Origin of the sequence: Limibacillus sp. (genome assembly GCA_037379885.1) — a bacterium.
GTDB lineage: Bacteria > Pseudomonadota > Alphaproteobacteria > Kiloniellales > CECT-8803 > JARRJC01.
In genome coordinates this window covers 40,585-56,864 of the sequence record JARRJC010000026.1, presented here as the reverse complement: position 1 = coordinate 56,864, position 16,280 = coordinate 40,585, and the positions used below count along the sequence as shown (strand labels likewise).

At 66.6% G+C, this 16,280-nt stretch carries 17 protein-coding genes and 2 tRNA genes; 13 read left to right on the top strand and 6 right to left on the bottom strand.

The features are described from left to right. Window positions 1-21 precede the first annotated feature (21 nt). Window positions 22-1,464, bottom strand: a complete 1,443-nt coding sequence (locus tag P8X75_09665; GenBank protein ID MEJ1995460.1) for an NAD(P)-dependent oxidoreductase — start codon at window positions 1,462-1,464, stop codon at window positions 22-24. A gap of 309 nt (window positions 1,465-1,773) precedes the next feature. Here P8X75_09665 and P8X75_09660 point away from each other — a divergent pair, with 309 nt between their 5' ends. Next, on the top strand, window positions 1,774-2,616 hold the full coding sequence (locus P8X75_09660) for an undecaprenyl-diphosphate phosphatase (protein ID MEJ1995459.1): 843 nt from the start codon (window positions 1,774-1,776) through the stop codon (window positions 2,614-2,616). A 9-nt stretch (window positions 2,617-2,625) separates the two neighbouring features. Here P8X75_09660 and P8X75_09655 read toward each other — a convergent pair whose 3' ends face one another. Continuing rightward, window positions 2,626-3,576 (bottom strand): complex I NDUFA9 subunit family protein, encoded by a 951-nt coding sequence (locus P8X75_09655; protein ID MEJ1995458.1) that lies wholly within the window; start codon window positions 3,574-3,576, stop codon window positions 2,626-2,628. Between the two features lie 291 nt (window positions 3,577-3,867). On the opposite strand from P8X75_09655, the gene P8X75_09650 reads away from it, so the two are divergent. From P8X75_09650 to ptsN, 9 genes are all read left to right on the top strand, one after another. After that, window positions 3,868-3,954 (top strand) — tRNA-Leu (locus P8X75_09650). 206 nt (window positions 3,955-4,160) lie between these two features. Next, window positions 4,161-4,775, top strand: coding sequence for a ribonuclease D (locus tag P8X75_09645; GenBank protein ID MEJ1995457.1), 615 nt, complete (start codon window positions 4,161-4,163; stop codon window positions 4,773-4,775). 141 nt (window positions 4,776-4,916) lie between these two features. Next, window positions 4,917-5,921: a KpsF/GutQ family sugar-phosphate isomerase gene (locus P8X75_09640; GenBank protein MEJ1995456.1), complete on the top strand. Its 1,005-nt coding sequence runs from the start codon at window positions 4,917-4,919 to the stop codon at window positions 5,919-5,921. Window positions 5,922-5,988: 67 nt separating this feature from the next. Continuing rightward, a complete protein-coding gene (gene lptC, locus P8X75_09635; GenBank protein ID MEJ1995455.1) occupies window positions 5,989-6,696 on the top strand; it encodes an LPS export ABC transporter periplasmic protein LptC in 708 nt (235 codons plus the stop codon). Then, window positions 6,693-7,544, top strand: coding sequence for an LptA/OstA family protein (locus P8X75_09630; GenBank protein MEJ1995454.1), 852 nt, complete (start codon window positions 6,693-6,695; stop codon window positions 7,542-7,544). Before lptC ends, P8X75_09630 begins: the two co-directional genes overlap by 4 nt. Before the next feature lie 2 nt (window positions 7,545-7,546). Further along, window positions 7,547-8,215 carry an ATP-binding cassette domain-containing protein gene (locus P8X75_09625; GenBank protein MEJ1995453.1) on the top strand — a complete coding sequence of 223 codons (669 nt, stop codon included), beginning with the start codon at window positions 7,547-7,549 and terminating at the stop codon, window positions 8,213-8,215. Between the two features lie 23 nt (window positions 8,216-8,238). After that, window positions 8,239-9,597, top strand: a complete 1,359-nt coding sequence (gene rpoN / locus P8X75_09620) for an RNA polymerase factor sigma-54 (protein MEJ1995452.1) — start codon at window positions 8,239-8,241, stop codon at window positions 9,595-9,597. Window positions 9,598-9,807: 210 nt separating this feature from the next. Beyond that, window positions 9,808-10,401: a ribosome-associated translation inhibitor RaiA gene (gene raiA / locus P8X75_09615; protein MEJ1995451.1), complete on the top strand. Its 594-nt coding sequence runs from the start codon at window positions 9,808-9,810 to the stop codon at window positions 10,399-10,401. Between the two features lie 27 nt (window positions 10,402-10,428). After that, on the top strand, window positions 10,429-10,893 hold the full coding sequence (ptsN, locus tag P8X75_09610; protein MEJ1995450.1) for a PTS IIA-like nitrogen regulatory protein PtsN: 465 nt from the start codon (window positions 10,429-10,431) through the stop codon (window positions 10,891-10,893). Window positions 10,894-10,932: 39 nt separating this feature from the next. On the opposite strand, the gene P8X75_09605 is transcribed toward ptsN, so the two are convergent. Further along, entirely contained in the window at window positions 10,933-11,151 is a 219-nt protein-coding gene (locus tag P8X75_09605) for a DUF1150 family protein (protein ID MEJ1995449.1), read from the bottom strand. A 15-nt stretch (window positions 11,152-11,166) separates the two neighbouring features. Continuing rightward, window positions 11,167-11,619, bottom strand: a complete 453-nt coding sequence (locus tag P8X75_09600; GenBank protein MEJ1995448.1) for an Hsp20 family protein — start codon at window positions 11,617-11,619, stop codon at window positions 11,167-11,169. Between the two features lie 287 nt (window positions 11,620-11,906). On the opposite strand from P8X75_09600, the gene P8X75_09595 reads away from it, so the two are divergent. Continuing rightward, the gene (locus P8X75_09595) at window positions 11,907-13,286 is read left to right on the top strand and encodes a glycosyltransferase family 87 protein (GenBank protein ID MEJ1995447.1); all 1,380 of its coding nucleotides are present in this window, start codon (window positions 11,907-11,909) and stop codon (window positions 13,284-13,286) included. Window positions 13,287-13,354: 68 nt separating this feature from the next. Here P8X75_09595 and P8X75_09590 read toward each other — a convergent pair. Both P8X75_09590 and P8X75_09585 read right to left on the bottom strand, forming a co-directional pair. Beyond that, window positions 13,355-13,430 (bottom strand) — tRNA-Ala (locus P8X75_09590). A gap of 145 nt (window positions 13,431-13,575) precedes the next feature. Then, window positions 13,576-14,082, bottom strand: a complete 507-nt coding sequence (locus P8X75_09585) for an FYDLN acid domain-containing protein (GenBank protein ID MEJ1995446.1) — start codon at window positions 14,080-14,082, stop codon at window positions 13,576-13,578. Between the two features lie 203 nt (window positions 14,083-14,285). Here P8X75_09585 and aroA point away from each other — a divergent pair, with 203 nt between their 5' ends. Next, on the top strand, window positions 14,286-15,617 hold the full coding sequence (gene aroA, locus P8X75_09580; protein MEJ1995445.1) for a 3-phosphoshikimate 1-carboxyvinyltransferase: 1,332 nt from the start codon (window positions 14,286-14,288) through the stop codon (window positions 15,615-15,617). Further along, complete coding sequence (cmk, locus tag P8X75_09575) at window positions 15,614-16,264, top strand: (d)CMP kinase (protein MEJ1995444.1); 651 nt, start codon at window positions 15,614-15,616, stop codon at window positions 16,262-16,264. Before aroA ends, cmk begins: the two co-directional genes overlap by 4 nt. The last annotated feature ends 16 nt before the right edge of the window (window positions 16,265-16,280 follow it).

Here is a 16,280-nt window from a genome sequence, read left to right as displayed (position 1 = left end):
TAGGGTCTCCTTCCCGGGGGCTCAGGCTGCCGCCGACTTGGCGGCGGCGGCCTTCTTGTCGAGGAACTTTTCGATCTGCAGGGCGGCGTCACGTCCGTCGCGCACCGCCCAGACCACGAGCGAGGCGCCGCGCACGATGTCTCCGGCGGCGAAGACGCCCTCAAGGCTGGTCTCGAAGGTGCGGAAGTCCGTCTTCAGCGTACCCCACTTGGTCACCTGAAGCTCGGGCACGTCGAACAGCCTGGGCAGGGCCTCGGCGTCGAAGCCCAGCGCCTTGATGACCAGGTCCGCTTCCAGGTCGAACTCGGACCCCTCGACCGGCTCGGGCGTCTGGCGGCCGGAGGCGTCGGCGACGCCCAGGCGCATGCGGAAGGCGCGCACGGCGGAGACCGCCTCGTCGCCCAGGAAGGCCTGGGGCGCGGCCAGCCACTCGAAGATCACGCCCTCGTCCTCGGCGTTGGCGACCTCTCGCTGGGAGCCGGGCATGTTCTGGCGGTCGCGGCGATAGAGGCAGGATACCTTGGTCGCGCCCTGGCGCACGGCGGTCCGCACGCAGTCCATGGCCGTGTCGCCGCCGCCGATCACCACCACCTTCTTGCCCTCGGCGTTGAGGCTGCCGTCGTCGAAAGCCGGCACCTCGTCGCCCAGGCCCTTGCGGTTGGAGGCGATCAGGAAGTCCAGGGCGGGCACGATGTTCTTCAGTCCGACGCCCGGCGCCTTGATGTCGCGGGCCTGATAGACGCCCGTTGCGATCAGAAGCGCGTCGTGCTTGGCGCGCAGCTCCTCGAAGCCGACCGTGACGCCGACGTCGACGTTGGTGTGGTAAGTCACGCCCGCGTCGGCGATCAGCTTGGCGCGGCGCTCCACCACTTCCTTCTCCAGCTTGAAGTTCGGGATGCCGTAGATCATCAGGCCGCCGATGCGGTCGTAGCGGTCGTAGATGTCCACCTTGAAGCCCTGGCGGCGCAGCTCCTCCGCGGCGGCGAGGCCGCCGGGGCCCGCGCCGATGATGCCGATGGACTCGCGGCGCTCCTGGCGCGGCGTCGCGGGCTTCACCCAGCCTTTTTCCCAAGCGGTGTCGGTGATGTACTTCTCCACCGACCCGATGGTGACGGTGCCGTGGCCCGATTGCTCGATGACGCAGTTGCCCTCGCAGAGACGGTCCTGAGGACAGATGCGTCCGCAGATCTCCGGGAAGTTGTTGGTGGACTGGCTGACCTCGTAAGCCTCCTGAAGGCGGCCCTCGGCGGTCAACTTCAGCCAATCGGGGATGTTGTTGTGCAGCGGACAGTGAACCTGACAGAAGGGGACGCCGCACTGGGAGCAGCGCCCGGCCTGATCGGCGGCGGCTTCCGGCACGTACTCGTCATAGATCTCCCCGAAATCCTTTGCGCGCTCTTCGGCGGCCCGCTTGTGCGGCATGGATTTCTCCAAATCCACGAAGCGCAGCATTTTCTTAGCCATGAGGCCCTTCCTCCGTCATGATTCTTTTGTGCTGAGCGGCCGCCGACGCGGTCCGTGGAAGGGTAGATACGTCAAAGACCCGCGGAAATCCAGTCTAAAGCGCAAAATAGGTCAAGTGTGTTGACTATTTGTCCGGCGCGCGTTCCCGGCTTTTGGAGATTTTCGCCCTTTATCCGCCCGCATCAGGTCTAATAGTCCGATTTTGAGACTATCTAGGCCCTGGCGGCGCGGCGGGGGATTGGTGTAAGCCCAGCGGCAAGGGCGCGGGCCCTGATGGGTAAATTGCCGCAAGACCGAGCGGGGTCAAGCTTGCCGATACTCTTCCTTCTGATCCTGGCGCTGGTGCAGGGCGTCACCGAGTTCCTTCCGGTCTCCTCCTCGGGCCACCTGATCCTGACCTGGGCGCTGTTCGACAGCGCCGGGGCCGAGGCGGCGCGCCTCAGCGAGTCCGAACGGCTGCTGATCGACATTTCGGTCCACTGCGGCACCCTGGGCGCGGTCTGCCTCTATTTCTGGCGCGATCTGGCGGCCATGACGGGCGGCTTCATCAAACTGCTCGGCGGCCAGCGCGGTCCCGGCGCGCGCCTTGCGGTCGCGGTGCTGATCGGCACGCTGCCGGTCATCCTGGTCGGCTTTCTGGCCAAGGACTTCATCACCCAGACCCTGCGCAGCGCGGAGGTGATCGCCTGGACGACCCTGCTGTTCGGGCTTTTGCTCTATGTCGCCGACAAGGTGGGCCTGACCGTGCGCCGGGTCGAGCACCTGACTCTCGTCCAGGCCGGCCTCATCGGCCTTTCCCAGTGCCTTGCCTTGATCCCGGGGACCAGCCGCAGCGGCATCACCATGACCGCGGCGCGCTTCTTCGGCTATGAGCGGGCCGAGGCGGCACGCTTTTCCATGCTGCTTTCGATCCCCGCGATCCTCGGCGCGGGCACGCTCGCCGCGCTCGACCTCTACAAGATCGGCGACCTCGCGCTGACGCAAAGCGCGCTGGTGGCGCTGGCGCTCTCCTTCTTCTCCGCCCTGATCGCAATCGCGTTAATGATGGCCTGGCTGAAGCGGGCCAGCTTCACGCCCTTCGTGATCTACCGCGTGCTGCTGGCGGGGGTTCTTTTCTGGCTGCTCTATGGCGGCGGGGCCGCGGCGCTTTAAGCCGGGCCCTCAGACCTCGGCCGTCGTGAAGCCGCCGCCCTTGCGGTAGCGCTGCAGGTAGGCGGGCACGATCGCCTCAAGCGCGCGCGGCTCGATCCCCAGATCCATCAGGCCCGGCATGCCCGGATCGACGACGTTGTCCCGCTCCAGCATCTTGACCTGATCGCGGGTCAGGAGCGGCGGACCGGGCAGCCTTTCCAGCACCGCCGCCTGAAGGTTCGCGAGCGGCACCGGAAGCGGCGCCAGGAAGCGGCGGCGCCCGATGGTCTCCAGCAGGAACTCCATCAGCTCCTTGAAGCTGTAGACCTTGGGCCCGCCGAGCTCGTAGGTCTTGCCCTCGGCCTTCGGATCCTCCAGGGCCTTCACCACGGCGTCCGCGACATCGGCTACGAACACCGGCTGGAAGCGCGTCTTGCCGCCGCCGATCAGCGGCAAAGCCGGGGAGAGTCTGGCCATCGCAGCAAAGCGGTTGAAGAACTCGTCCTCCGGTCCGAAGACGATGGAGGGCCGCAGGACCGTGGCCTTGGGGAAGGCCTCCATCACGGCCTTCTCGCCATAGGCCTTTGATCGGGCGTAGTCGGCTGGCGAGTCGTCATCGGCGCCGATGGCCGAGATCTGCACCAGCTTCGCCGTTCCGGCGGCTGCGGCGGCCTTGGCGATCCGCTCCGCGCCCAGGGCCTGGACGTCGCCAAAGGTCTGATCCCCGGCCTCATAGAGGATGCCGACCAGATTGATCACGGCGTCCGAGCCCTCGCAGGCCACCCGGACCGCCTCCGCGTCCTGCAGGGGCGCGCGGATCGGCACGATCTGCCCGACGTCGCCCAGAGGCTTCAGGAAGTTGGCGCCGCGCGGGTGACGCACCGCGACCCGGATGGTCCAGCCCTTGTCCGCCAGGCGCTCCACCACATAGCGTCCGATGAATCCCGATCCGCCAAAGATGGTAACTTGTCGCCCTGCCATCGCTTTGCCTTTCTTGAGCTTCCTGTTATCTCGACCGCCAATTCGCGAGCCTACCTCAGCCTGACCCGACGCGGAAAGGCCTCAAGCCCCGCCCGCGGCATCAAGGCCGCAGGCCCTGCATATCATCGCGGGAATATTAACGGCAAAGGCCTACCCCGCTAGTGGGAACAGAACTAACACGCCGCCGCCGCCGGACGCCTGTCCCATCCGGGGACCGCCCGTTCGGCGCCGGCCCCTCGGAAAAGCCTTGACCCGATATGGCGTACTTATTAAATAGCCGCTCTCACCTGGGCCCAGGTGGCGGAATTGGTAGACGCGCAGGTTTCAGGTACCTGTTCCTTAACCGGAGTGGAAGTTCGAGTCTTCTCCTGGGCACCATTCTCCCCGATCCGATAACGCTTTTTTGCCCTTTAGGGTCGTGGCGCCTTTCTTGAGGGGCGATTGCGATCGACCCGAGGGCGCCCGGGGGCACCTGAGGGCAATTGACCTGAGGGCGAAAGCGCGTACTCTCGCCAGCAGCGGGGCCGCCGGACGAGCGGGCGGCGCCTCCATTTGAGAAAACTCCGGGTTCGAGGCTCTTTCCCATGTCCATCTCCCTGCATCAGTTCGACCTTCCGGACGGTCTCGCCCTATCCGGCGACCTCGCCGTGGATACCGAAACGCTGGGACTGAACCTCAACCGCGACCGCCTTTGCGTGGTGCAGCTCTCCACCGGTGACGGCAGCGCGCATCTGGTTCACTTTCCCGAGCCCAACTACGCCGCGCCGAACCTGAAGGCGCTGCTGGGCGACGAGGGCCGGACCAAGATCTTTCATTTCGCGCGTTTCGACCTCGCGGTCATCGAGCGCGACCTGGGCGTGACCTGCCGCCCGGTCTACTGCACGAAGGTCGCCTCCCGGCTGGTGCGCACCTTCACCGACCGCCACGGACTGCGCGATCTCTGCCGCGACCTGCTGGAGGTCGAAATCTCCAAGCAGCAGCAGTCCTCGGACTGGGGCGCCGCCGAGTTGACGGAAGCGCAGATCGCCTACGCCGCCAGCGACGTTCTCTACCTGCACCGGCTGAAAGAGAAGCTGGAGGTCATGCTGGCGCGCGAAGGGCGCGGCGAGCTGGCTCAAGCCTGCTTCGATTTCCTACCCTGGCGCGCGCGCCTCGATCTCGCCGGATGGCCCGAGGTGGACATCTTCGCTCACGTCTGACGGCGCTCTGCCGCTTCACGAGACGGGCAAGGGGGGCCATTGCCCGGCGCGTAGATAGGGCGGCTGCCCGGCGCGTATAACTGTTGTAAAGTGATCTCGCGCCTTCGCGGCGCCACTATTTTGGATTATTAGGCTGGCTGCATGAAAAGCGACGCCAAACCCGCAAGCGTCAAGAAGGGCCGGGCCCCTGAGGACGACCGCAGCGCCGCCCAGCGCGTGCTGCGCATCGAAGGAGAGGGCCTGGAAGCTCTCAGCGCGGCGCTCAATGAGGACGACAGCCTGACCAAGGCCGCCGACCTGCTGGAAAGCCTGGAGGGCCGTCTGGTCGTCACGGGCATGGGCAAGAGCGGCCATATCGCGCGCAAGATCGCCGCGACGCTGGCCTCCACCGGCACGCCCGCGCTCTATGTCCATCCGGGCGAAGCGAGCCACGGCGACCTCGGCATGGTGGGGCGCGAAGACGCCGTGCTGGCGCTTTCCAACTCCGGCAACACGGCGGAGCTGGCGGACATCATCGGCTACACCAGGCGCTTTTCGATCCCGCTCATCGCCATGACCGCCCGCGGCGACTCCCAGCTCGCCGAGCAGGCGGATATCAGGCTCTTACTGCCGCGCGCGCCGGAAGCCTGTCCCATGGGCCTGGCTCCCACCACCTCGACCACGCTGATGCTCGCCCTCGGCGACGCGCTGGCCGTGGTGCTGCTGGAGCGCAAGGGCTTCTCGGCCAGCGACTTCGCGGTGTTCCATCCCGGCGGCAGCCTGGGCGGCCAGCTCCTGCGTGTTCAGGACGTGATGCACGGTGGCGGCGAGCTGCCGCTTTCGCCGCCCGATGCTCTCATGAGCGAGGCCATCGTCCGCATGACGGCAGCCGGTTTCGGCTGCATCGGCATCGCCGACCCCGAAGGCGCGCTGCTCGGCATCATCACCGACGGCGACCTGCGGCGGCACATGGGCGAGGACCTTTTGCAGCGGACCGCGGGGGAGGTGATGACCCGCTCCCCCAAGACGATCCGGCCCGAGGCCCTGGCCGCCGAGGCCCTGGGCTTCATGAACGAGAATCTGATCAGCTCGCTCTTCGTCACCGAAGGCGACCGTCCGGTGGGCATCATCCGCCTGCACGACTGCCTGCGGGCCGGCGTGGCTTGATAGGCGTAGCGTGAATGGGCATGACGCCGGGTTCTGGACTGGGCTTTTGGAAAGGTGAGGTTTGAGCGTGGCCGACGCCAATCGTCATAGCGGACCCGGCGCGGACGCGCCGCCGCGCTATTCGCTTCTGAGCGGATACTCGGCCTTCGTCGGCTTCATGAAGCTTGCCCTGCCCGCGATCGGGGTGGGGCTCATCCTCTTGATCTTCATCTGGCCGCAACTGCGCGACGAGGGCCGCGTCGCGATCGAATCGCTGGAGGTGACCGAGCAGGACTTGAGCGCGCGGAAGATGCGCAACCCCCGTTATGAGAGCTACGACAGCGACGACCGGCCCTTCATCATCACCGCCGACGAAGCCTCCCAGGAACGGGCGAACAAAAACCTGATCGACCTTGCCGCGCCCAAGGCCAAGGTCCAGATGGAAGGGGGACAGTGGGTCGATGTGGAGGCGCCCAAGGGCGTCTACAACGAGAAGGCCGAGATCGTGCGCCTGGACGGCGGCGTGCAGTTGCACCACGAGGATGGCATTACCCTGGAGACCGACTCGGTGCGCATTCTGGTCAAGAAAGGCCGCGCCGTCAGCGAGACGCCGGTCGTCGGCTCGGCCCCAGAGGGAGACCTTCAAGGCGAAGGATTCCGCCTGGTCGACGAGGGCCGCATCATCTTCCTGGACGGGCAGAGCCGGGTGGTGCTTTACGAAAGACCCACAAGCGGTGATAGTGTTCCGCCAAACGGCGGGACAGAAACGAACGAGAAGGAAGCGGACCCCCAATGACCCCGCGGCACCTGCGCGCAATCCGAACCACCGGGCTGGGCTTGGCCATGGCGATGGGCCTGATCGCGCTTGGCGCCGGTCTGGATGTCGGAGGCGCCGCCGCCCAGTCCGTCGGGCTCGGCAGTTCCAAGGGACCCCTGGAGATCACCGCCACCAACGGCATCGAATGGCGCCGCGACCAGAAGGTCTATATCGCGCGCGGCAGCGCCCGGGCGGCGCGCGGCGAAGTGACGGTGCTGGCCGACGAACTGCGCGCCCTCTACCGCGGCGAAGACACCTCGGCGATCTACCGCGTCATGGCGATCGGCAACGTGCGCATCTTCACCCCGCGTGAACAGGTGACCGGCGACCGCGCAGTCTATGATCTGGACACAGCCCACATGATCATCACCGGCGACGATCTGAGGCTGACCACCCAGACCGACGAGATCACCGCCGAGGAAAGCCTGGAGTACTTCGAAGCCGAGCAGCGCGCCCTGGCGCGGGGCAACGCGACCGTGGTGCGCGAAGACCGCCGTCTCGCCGCCGATTTCATGGAAGCCTTCTTCGTCGCGGGCCCGGACGGCGAGGACGATCTCGTGCTTGAGCGTGTCGATGCGACCGGCGATGTTCGTGTTTCCACGCCGAAGGACTACGCGCGCGGCGACAGCGGCGTATATTATGCGGATCAGGAACTGGCGACGCTGGAAGGCGATGTTAAGATCACCAGCGGCGAGAACCAGTTGAACGGCGGCTACGCCGAGGTGAACCTCAAGACCGGCGTCAGCCGGATGCTGGGCGGCCCGCCGGGCAGCGGACAGCGCGTTCGCGGACTGCTGCTGCCCCAGGAGAAACCGGAGCAGAATTGAGCATGGATCAGACCAGGCAGCGGCCAGAGGACGCGGAGAACGAACCGGAGGATTGGGCCGGCGGCCCCCGTCTCGTCGCCGCGAACAACGGCCTCCATGCCGTCAACATCGGCAAGTCCTTCAAGAAGCGGCCGGTTCTGCGGGATGTCTCCGTTTCGGTGCAGCGCGGGGAGGCCGTTGGCCTTCTGGGGCCGAATGGCGCCGGCAAAACCACCTGCTTTTACATCATCACCGGCCTGATCTCTCCCGACACCGGCTGGGTGACGCTGGACGGGCATGACATCAGCGACCTGCCGATGTACCGGCGCGCGCGCCTCGGCGTCGGCTATCTGCCGCGCCGGACCTCGGCGATGGCGCTGTCCGGCGGCGAGCGGCGCCGGGTCGAGATTTCCCGGGCCCTGGCGTCCAATCCTCAGTTCATCCTGCTGGACGAGCCCCTGGCCGGCATCGATCCCATCGCGGTCAACGATATCCGCGAGCTGGTCCTGCATCTGAAGGACCGCAACATCGGTGTGCTCATCACCGATCACAACGTGCGCGAAACCCTCGGCACGGTGGACCGGGCCTACATCATCCACGAAGGCGTTGTGCTGATGGAAGGCGCGCCCGAAGAGATCGTCGCGCACGAGGACGTGCGCCGCGTCTACCTGGGCGACCGCTTTTCCATGTAACGGCGCGGGAAAGGCCGTTTCCCATGGCCCAGAGCGCCAGCCTCTCTCTAAAACCCAGTCAACGCCAAGTCCTGGCGCTGACCCCTCAGATGCAGCAGTCGGTCAAGCTGCTGCAGATGACCCATGCCGAGCTGAGCGAGTTCGTGCAGCAGCAGGTCGAGGGCAACCCCTTCCTGCAGCGCGAAAGACTACGCGGCGGCGCGGGCGCAGGCAGCGGCGCGAGCGACCAGATCGGCGACTGGAGCGAACGGATCGCCGGCAAGCCGGACCTGCTCAGCCACCTGACCCAGCAGATCCGCCTGTCCTTCAACGATCCGGCGGAGCGCGGCATCGCTTTTCACCTGCTGACCCTGTTGGACGAGCGCGGCTTCCTACAGGAGCCGCTCGAAGACGCCGCGGCGCACCTCGGGGCCGCGGCCAGCGAGGTCGCCTCGGTGCTGGAGCGCCTGCAAACCCTGGACCCGCCGGGCATCTTCGCCCGCCACTTGGCCGAATGCCTTTCGATCCAGTTGCGCGAGGCGGGCGCGCTGGACGAGGCGACCAGGATCCTCCTGGAAAACCTGCCGCTCCTCGGCAAGCGGGATTACGCGGCGCTTCAGAAGCTCTGCGGCACCGACGCCGCCGGGCTCCAGGAGGCGATCGGCAAGCTGAAGGGCCTCAACCCGCGCCCCGCCGCCGAGTTCGAGCGCGGCGACCCGCAGATCCTGGCCCCCGACATTCTGGTCAAGCCGATGACCGGTGGCGGCTGGCGGATCGAGATCAATTCGGCGACCCTGCCCAAGGTCCTGATCGACCGCGAGTACTATGCCGAGATGCGCGCCGGGTCGAAGCGCAAGAAGGACAGGGAATACCTCTCCGAGCGTCTTCAGCACGCGCGCTGGCTCAGCCGCGCGCTGGACCGCCGCCAGACCACGCTGCTGCGCGTCGCAGAGGAGATCTTCAATCACCAGGAAGGCTTTCTGGCCTCGGGCATGGAGGCCTTGCGGCCCCTGACCCTGCGCGCCGTGGGCGATGCGCTCTCGCTCCATGAATCGACGGTGAGCCGCGCGGTCGCGCACAAGACGGTCGAAACGCCGCGCGGACTGCATGAACTGCGGGTCTTCTTCTCCGCGAAACTCTCGGGCAAGCACACTGGCGAAGGCGACGCGGGAGAGATCGCCGCCAGCGCCGTCAAGGCCATGATCCGGCGCAAGATCGCTGCGGAACGCAAGCCCGGCGAGGTGCTGTCGGACGCCGCTTTGGCTGAGGCGCTGGCCGCCGAGGGCGTGGAGGTGGCGCGCCGCACGGTCGCCAAGTACCGCGAACAACTCCACATGCCCGGCTCCGCGGCGCGCAAACGCGAGCTGCGCGCCAAGGCACAAGCGGTCGCAAAGCCTCGCTAGATCAGGGGTTTCGGGCTTTTGCTGGAAACCGCTACGGCAGCAATGCTATCGTCGCGGACAGGAGAACAAGTGGCGGCTTCGGCCAATTTCCCGATGGCGCCGGCTGCTATTGACTTCACCCAGGCTCGCCCATATGGTCGCGCCTCATTTGGCGAGGAGAGGAATGCTCTCCACCATCAAAAACAGTCGGAAATCCGGATAAGACACGCTATGCAAGTCTCTGTTCAGGGACGTCAGGTGGACGTCAGCGATGCCTTCCGTGAGCATGTCGAGACCAGTCTCGCGACGATCCTCGATAAGTACTTCGGGGACGCCATCGAGGCCACTGTCACGATCGCCCGGGAGGCGCACCTCTTCAAGGTGAGCGTGTCGGCCCACATCGGGCACGGCGTGGACGCCATCGGCAGCGCCGAGGCGGACCAGCCCTACCCGGCCTTCGACATGGCGGCGGAGCATCTGGCCAAGCGCCTGCGCCGTCACAAGCGCCGTCTGCGGGACCACAGCCGCAAGATGGAGCAGCGCGAAACCATGATCGCGCAGCAGTATATTCTCGCCGGGCAGGTGTCCGACGAGGAGGAAGAGGACAACAGCCCCGCGGGCGGCGACGACATGCCGCTGGTGGTCGCGGAGATGACCACGGAGATCCCGACGCTAACCGTCAGTCAGGCGGTCATGCGCATGGACCTCTCGGACCTCCCGGCGATGCTCTTCCGCAACAGCAGTCATGGCGGGATCAACATGGTCTACCGCCGCAGCGATGAGAACATCGGCTGGATCGACCCGACCGGAAATGGCGGATCTTGAACCAAGCCGTTCAATCGAGGTGATGAAATGGAGTTGCGCGACCTGATCGCTCCGGACGCCGTGCTCTGCGATTTGAAAGCCGGCAGCAAGAAGCAGGCCCTGCAAGAGCTGGCCAAGCGCGCCAGCCGAATCACGGGCCAGCCCGAGCGCGCCATCTTCGAGGTGCTGATCGAGCGTGAGCGCCTGGGCACCACCGGCGTGGGCAACGGGATCGCCATCCCGCACGGCAAGCTGCCCGAGCTGGATAGGCTCTACGGCCTCTTCGCGCGGCTGGAGACCCCTGTGGACTTCGACGCCATCGACGAACAGCCCGTCGACCTGATTTGCGTGCTGCTGGCGCCCGAAGGCGCCGGGGCGGACCATCTGAAGGCGCTGGCCCGCGTCAGCCGGGTGCTGCGCGACCGCGCGACCTGCGACAAGCTTCGCGGCGCGGACTCGGCGGACGGCATCTACGCCATCCTCAACGAGCAGGCGGACAGCCAGGCGGCCTGACCGCCCGGCCTTCCATCCGATTTTCTGGACTTCAGTCTCTTAGTTGAGCCGGACCGGCTCCAGGTCGTTCTGGCGGATCGCCGCCCAGGCGGCCTCTTCGCTCGCGACCAGAGCCAACTGGTTGCCGTCGGCGGAATGGATCGCGACCATCGGCTGGCCATCGACCTCGACCGGCTTGGCATAGGCGATACGGTCCATGCCCAGGGTTTCGAAATCCTGGGGGGAGAGGGGGGTCTGTCTTGCTGTCTCTTCAAACATCGCGCTCTGGTCTCCTTAGTTCTTCTCGCCCGCCCCGATCGTCTTGGGGCCACTGCCCTTGGCGCTGCGGATCTCTATGGTCTTGACCTCCGGCTCCTGCAGGGGGCGCAGAAGGTCGATGTGCAATAGCCCGTTGTCGAGGGTCGCATCGGTGACCTCGATCCCCTCGGCAAGCACGAAGTTGCGCTGGAACTGGCGCGCGGCGATCCCACGGTGGAGATAGACCCGCTCGCCTTCGTCGATCTGCTTGCCGCGAATCACCAGCTGCTGATCTTCGATCCTGACGCTCAATTCCTCCGGCTTGAAGCCGGCGACCGCCAGGGTGATACGTATCTGCTGCTCGCCGACCTGCTCCACGTTGTAGGGCGGATAGCCGTCGGTCGCAGCCTTGCTGATACGGTCGAGCGTGCGCTCGAACTGGTCGAAGCCCAGCATGAGCGGGCTGTTGAACAGGGAAACCCGAGACATTTCGTCCGAATCCTCCTCAAGGGTACGAGCAAGGACGTCTTGCGTTCTATGGGCGGCCGGTACGCTCCGCGCCGCCGGTCCCAACCCCGCGGCCCGAAAGGCGCCGCTGAGGCCTGACTGAAAGATGGTGAAGCGCCGTCCCTGTATCAAGCGGCATGAAAAGCGACCGCCGCTTCCGGCATTTTAAGCTTTCTTTAGCTGCGTGCCTCTATCCTGGGGTCCGGAAGCGGCGAATCCGCGGATTGGAGTAAGGCATCGGCAGCATGGAGAGACGGGCGAACCCCCTTTTGAGCGGAAAAGCGGACAAGGCCGCCGCGCCGAACCGGCGCGCCGCCTATGTGGGGCTGGCCTTGCTGCTCTCGCTTATCGCCTGGGGCTATATCTCCGCACTGATGACCACGGCGCAGGAACCCTGGCGCGGCGACTATCTCAACATCTACATCGCCGCCCACCAGCTTGTCGAAGGCGAGGACCCCTACCGCCAGGCGAGCTGGGAGGCCGCCGCGCCCAGCGTTCTGAAGGACGCCGGCCCGGCGAGCCGCCTCAGCGTCGTGTCGCGGCCGCAATCCCTACTGCTGCCCCCGGTCATGCTGCTGCTGGCAGCACCCTTCACCGAGATGCCGTTGACCTCCAGCTTCTACCTTTTCAGCGCGGTTTCCTTTCTCTGCCTGCTTCTGGCGCTCTTGAAGCTGGAACGCTCGCTTGGCCTGCTGCACCAGGACTGGCTGTTCCGTCCGGGCCGCCACCGCTTGCTTCTGGCCGCCGCCTTCTGCCTTCTGTTCTTTCCCACTTGGCTCAATCTCTGCCTGGGCCAGCCCTATCTCCTGCTGCTGCCCGCGGTGGTCTTCCTCTGGACCGCTGCGCGCAGCGCAAACGACCCCAGGGCCGGCGTCCTGCTGGGTTTCCTGATCACTCAGGTTCCAGGGCTCGTGCTGCTGCTGCTGTTCTTTCTCGGCTCGGGGCGCTTGCGCCTCGTGCTCTGGTCGCTGGCGGCCTGCCTGGCGCTCGGCTCGCTGCCAATGGTGCTGTTCCGCAGCGCAGTCTATCTCGACTATTCCAACGCCCTCTTCGCCGCCGCCTGGTTCGGGGCCGGCTGGAACGCCTCTCTTCTGGGCATGGTAAGCCCGGTCTTCGGCGCATCTGCCAACACGCCGCTCATCGACGCGCCCTGGCTGGCCGTCGGCTTCTGTGCGCTGGCCGCGGGCGGGATGGCGCTTCTGGCGTGGCGTCTCGGGCGGGGCCTTCGTCAAGCGAAGGAGCGCGCGCCGCACCGCGAGCGGCGGCTCGCCGCCCTGGCCGACCTCGGTTTCGCGGCCTGCTTCCCGCTTGCCTTCCTGGTGCAGCCGATCTCCTGGCTGCATACCTTCGCGCTGCTGATCCCCGCAGCCTTGATCGGCTTGCAGCTTCTGTTGCGCCGCCGCAACCCCTGGCGCTGGCGCGAGCGCCTGCTGTTCGTCTGGCTGCTCGCCGCGGCTCCCTATCCGCTGGTCACGGCGGCCGCCAACGACAGCGCCCTGCTCTGGATCGGGTACCCGACCTTCGACACCTACGCGCTCCTGCTGATGGCCCTGGCCCTCGTGGGCCTGTTCCGCCGCGAGCTGGGCGGGGAATCGAACGAGGCCAGCATCGCCTCCGGCGGCGGGCTATCCCTTCATGGGGCCGGTTAACCCTTCACGTCGAGCGACGCCGCAGCCTCAAACGACAAGACCCCCAGGTTTTGCCTGGGGGTCTTGATTGGTGGAGCCGAGGGGAGTCGAACCCCTGACCTCTACAATGCCATTGTAGCGCTCTCCCAACTGAGCTACGGCCCCGGTATCTGGTCTTTTGGGAACCCCCCGGCCGAGGCGGGGAGCGGCGGATCGCACGGGGTCATTTCGCCCCCGTCCTCCGCGAGCCGGGAAACTAGTGTCGGCTCAGCCGAACTGCAAGAGAAAAAATCTGCTTCCGGCGCCTGCCTCAGCGCTCCTCGTCGTCTTTCTCGATATCGATGTTGAGGTCGTCGTCGTCGTCCAGGTCGTCGGTGTCTTCGAGCAGGTCGTCGTCCAGGTCGTCGTCCAGCTCCTCGTCGTCGTCATCCTCGTCATCGTCGTCGTCGCCGAGAGTGGGCTTGATGCCCTTTGTGTAGTTGGCCTCGTCGTCCTCGTCCTCGTCGTCGTCACTGTCATCGAGCTCGTCGTCGGCCATGGCGTCGAGCGAGACTTCCTTGGAATCCTCGTCCTCGTCTTCGTCTTCCTCGTCGTCGAGGGTTTCGTCCTCCAGCTCCTCTTCGTCGTCCTCGACCGCCTTCTTCGCTGCTGCGGGCTTGGGCGGTTTGGCGGCCTTGACCTTGCGGGCGCGTAAGGACGCGTCCGGGTCGAATGCGGTACCGCACTTGGGACAGACAATGGGCGTGCGCTTCAAGTCGTAGTACTTGGCGCCGCAGGATTGGCAGATACGCTTGGTTCCCCAATCGGCTTTCGTCACGGCAAAGGCTCCCCTCGGATAGGCGGTGCGCGGCAGGCAGCCAGACCGGCCGGCGCATTGGTAAGCTACTTTTCGGCAATTGCCATGATCGGCCCCGGCTGTCAAAAGATAAATCCGCGAAGCGGCGCCACCGGGCTGCGCTGCTTGTGAGCCTGTGCTTTTGCAGGTAGGAACGAGGCCCGCACCGCTGGGAAGAGAGAGGCATGACCGCGCTGACCGCCCATCCGTCCGAAAGGCTCACCGGCCGCGCCCGCGTCCCGGGCGACAAGTCGATCTCGCACCGCGCGGTGATGCTGGGCGGCCTTGCCGTCGGGGAGACCCGCATCAGCGGCCTGCTGGAGGGCGAGGACGTGCTCTCGACCGCCGCCGCCATGCGCCAGCTCGGCGCCGAGATCGAGCGGAAAGAGGACGGCGCCTGGCGCATCTGGGGCCGCGGCCTGGGCGCGCTCTGCGAGCCGTCGGACGTGCTGGACCTGGGCAACTCCGGCACCTCGGCGCGCCTGCTGTCCGGCATCCTGGCGAGCCACCCCATCGTTTCCGTCATGACCGGCGACGCCTCGCTCAGACGCCGTCCCATGGGGCGGGTCACGGTCCCGCTGGGCAGGATGGGCGCGCAGTTCATCACCCGCGAAGGCGGGCGTCTGCCCATGACGGTGGTCGGCTCCGACAGTCTTCTGCCGCTGCGCTACAAGCTTCCCGTCGCCTCCGCCCAGGTGAAATCCGCCATCCTGCTCGCCGGACTCAACACCGCCGGCGTGACCGAGGTGATAGAGCCGGTCGCCACCCGCGACCATTCCGAGCGCATGCTGCGCGCCTTCGGCGCTCACCTTGAGATCGACGACACGCCGGAAGGCCGCTCGATCCGAGTGACCGGCCAGCCCGAGCTGCACGGCTGCGCCGTCGAGGTTCCCGCCGATCCTTCCTCCGCCGCCTTTCCCATCGTGGCCGCGCTTCTGCTGGAGGGCTCGGACCTGCTGCTGCCCGACGTCGCCATGAACCCGGCGCGCATCGGCCTGATCGAAACGCTGCGGGAGATGGGCGGCGACATCGAGGAACAGAACCGGCGGGAAGCGGCGGGCGAGCCGATCGCCGACCTGCGCGTTAGAGCCAGCCGCCTCCAGGGCGTTTCGGTGCCGCCCGAGCGCGCGCCCTCCATGATCGACGAGTATCCCGTGCTCTTCGTCGCCGCCGCCTGCGCGCAAGGCCGCAGTCATTTCGCCGGACTCGAGGAACTGCGGGTCAAGGAGAGCGACCGTCTGGCCGTCATGGCCGAGGGGCTCGCCGCCTGCGGCGTCGCCCTGAAGGCCGGGAAGGACGATCTGACGGTCGAGGGCTGCGGCGGACGCCCCAAGGGCGGGCAACGGGTCGCCACCCATCTGGATCACCGTATCGCCATGGCCTTTCTGATCCTGGGCCTGGCCGCCGAACAGGCCGTGACGGTGGACGACGCCAAGCCGATCGAGACCTCCTTTCCCGGTTTTGCCGGGCTGATGGGCTCCATCGGCGCAAAGCTGACCAGGGAGGAAGCGGCGTGATCGTGGCGGTCGACGGGCCCGCCGGCGCGGGAAAGGGCACGCTCGCCCGCCGTCTCGCCGCCAGCCTCGACTTCGCCTATCTGGACACCGGGTCGATTTACCGCGCCGTCGCGGCGCGCCTGCTGGCCGAAGGCGGCGACCCTTTGGACGCCGGGGCCGCAGCGGCGGTCGCCGAGAAGCTTTCGCCCGGCGACCTGGAGCGCCGCGACCTGCGCGCCGAGGCGACCAGCCAGGCCGCGAGCCAGGTCGCCAGTTATCCGGGCGTCCGCCGGGCGCTGTTGGCTTTCCAGAGGGATTTCGCCGCCCATCCTCCGGAGGGAAAGGCGGGTGCGATCCTGGACGGGCGGGACATCGGAACGGTGATCTGCCCCGAGGCCGAGGCCAAGATCTTCGTCACCGCGAGCCTGGAGGAGCGGGCGCGCCGGAGACATAAGGAGTTGCTTGATCGCGGAGAGGAGTCTATATACGCGCGCGTCCAGGACGAGATGGCCGCGCGGGACAAACGCGACAGCGAACGGGCGGAAGCGCCCTTGAAGCCCGCCGAAGACGCTTTCGTACTGGACACGACCGAGCTGGACATCGACGCGGCCTATGCCGCGGCCCTGTCTTATCTGCGTTCGCGCATGGAACCCCGCGAGCCGCAGTGACTTTCGAACCGAGTAG

Coding starts and splice junctions, on each gene's coding strand:
- P8X75_09655 (MEJ1995458.1), bottom strand. CDS start 3,576: ATGGCAGGGCGACAAGTTACCATCTTTGGCGGATCGGGATTCATCGGA.
- P8X75_09600 (MEJ1995448.1), bottom strand. CDS start 11,619: ATGTCTCGGGTTTCCCTGTTCAACAGCCCGCTCATGCTGGGCTTCGAC.
- P8X75_09605 (MEJ1995449.1), bottom strand. CDS start 11,151: ATGTTTGAAGAGACAGCAAGACAGACCCCCCTCTCCCCCCAGGATTTC.
- P8X75_09625 (MEJ1995453.1), top strand. CDS start 7,547: ATGGATCAGACCAGGCAGCGGCCAGAGGACGCGGAGAACGAACCGGAG.
- raiA (MEJ1995451.1), top strand. CDS start 9,808: ATGCAAGTCTCTGTTCAGGGACGTCAGGTGGACGTCAGCGATGCCTTC.
- aroA (MEJ1995445.1), top strand. CDS start 14,286: ATGACCGCGCTGACCGCCCATCCGTCCGAAAGGCTCACCGGCCGCGCC.
- P8X75_09630 (MEJ1995454.1), top strand. CDS start 6,693: ATGACCCCGCGGCACCTGCGCGCAATCCGAACCACCGGGCTGGGCTTG.
- rpoN (MEJ1995452.1), top strand. CDS start 8,239: ATGGCCCAGAGCGCCAGCCTCTCTCTAAAACCCAGTCAACGCCAAGTC.
- P8X75_09665 (MEJ1995460.1), bottom strand. CDS start 1,464: ATGGCTAAGAAAATGCTGCGCTTCGTGGATTTGGAGAAATCCATGCCG.
- P8X75_09640 (MEJ1995456.1), top strand. CDS start 4,917: ATGAAAAGCGACGCCAAACCCGCAAGCGTCAAGAAGGGCCGGGCCCCT.
- ptsN (MEJ1995450.1), top strand. CDS start 10,429: ATGGAGTTGCGCGACCTGATCGCTCCGGACGCCGTGCTCTGCGATTTG.
- P8X75_09645 (MEJ1995457.1), top strand. CDS start 4,161: ATGTCCATCTCCCTGCATCAGTTCGACCTTCCGGACGGTCTCGCCCTA.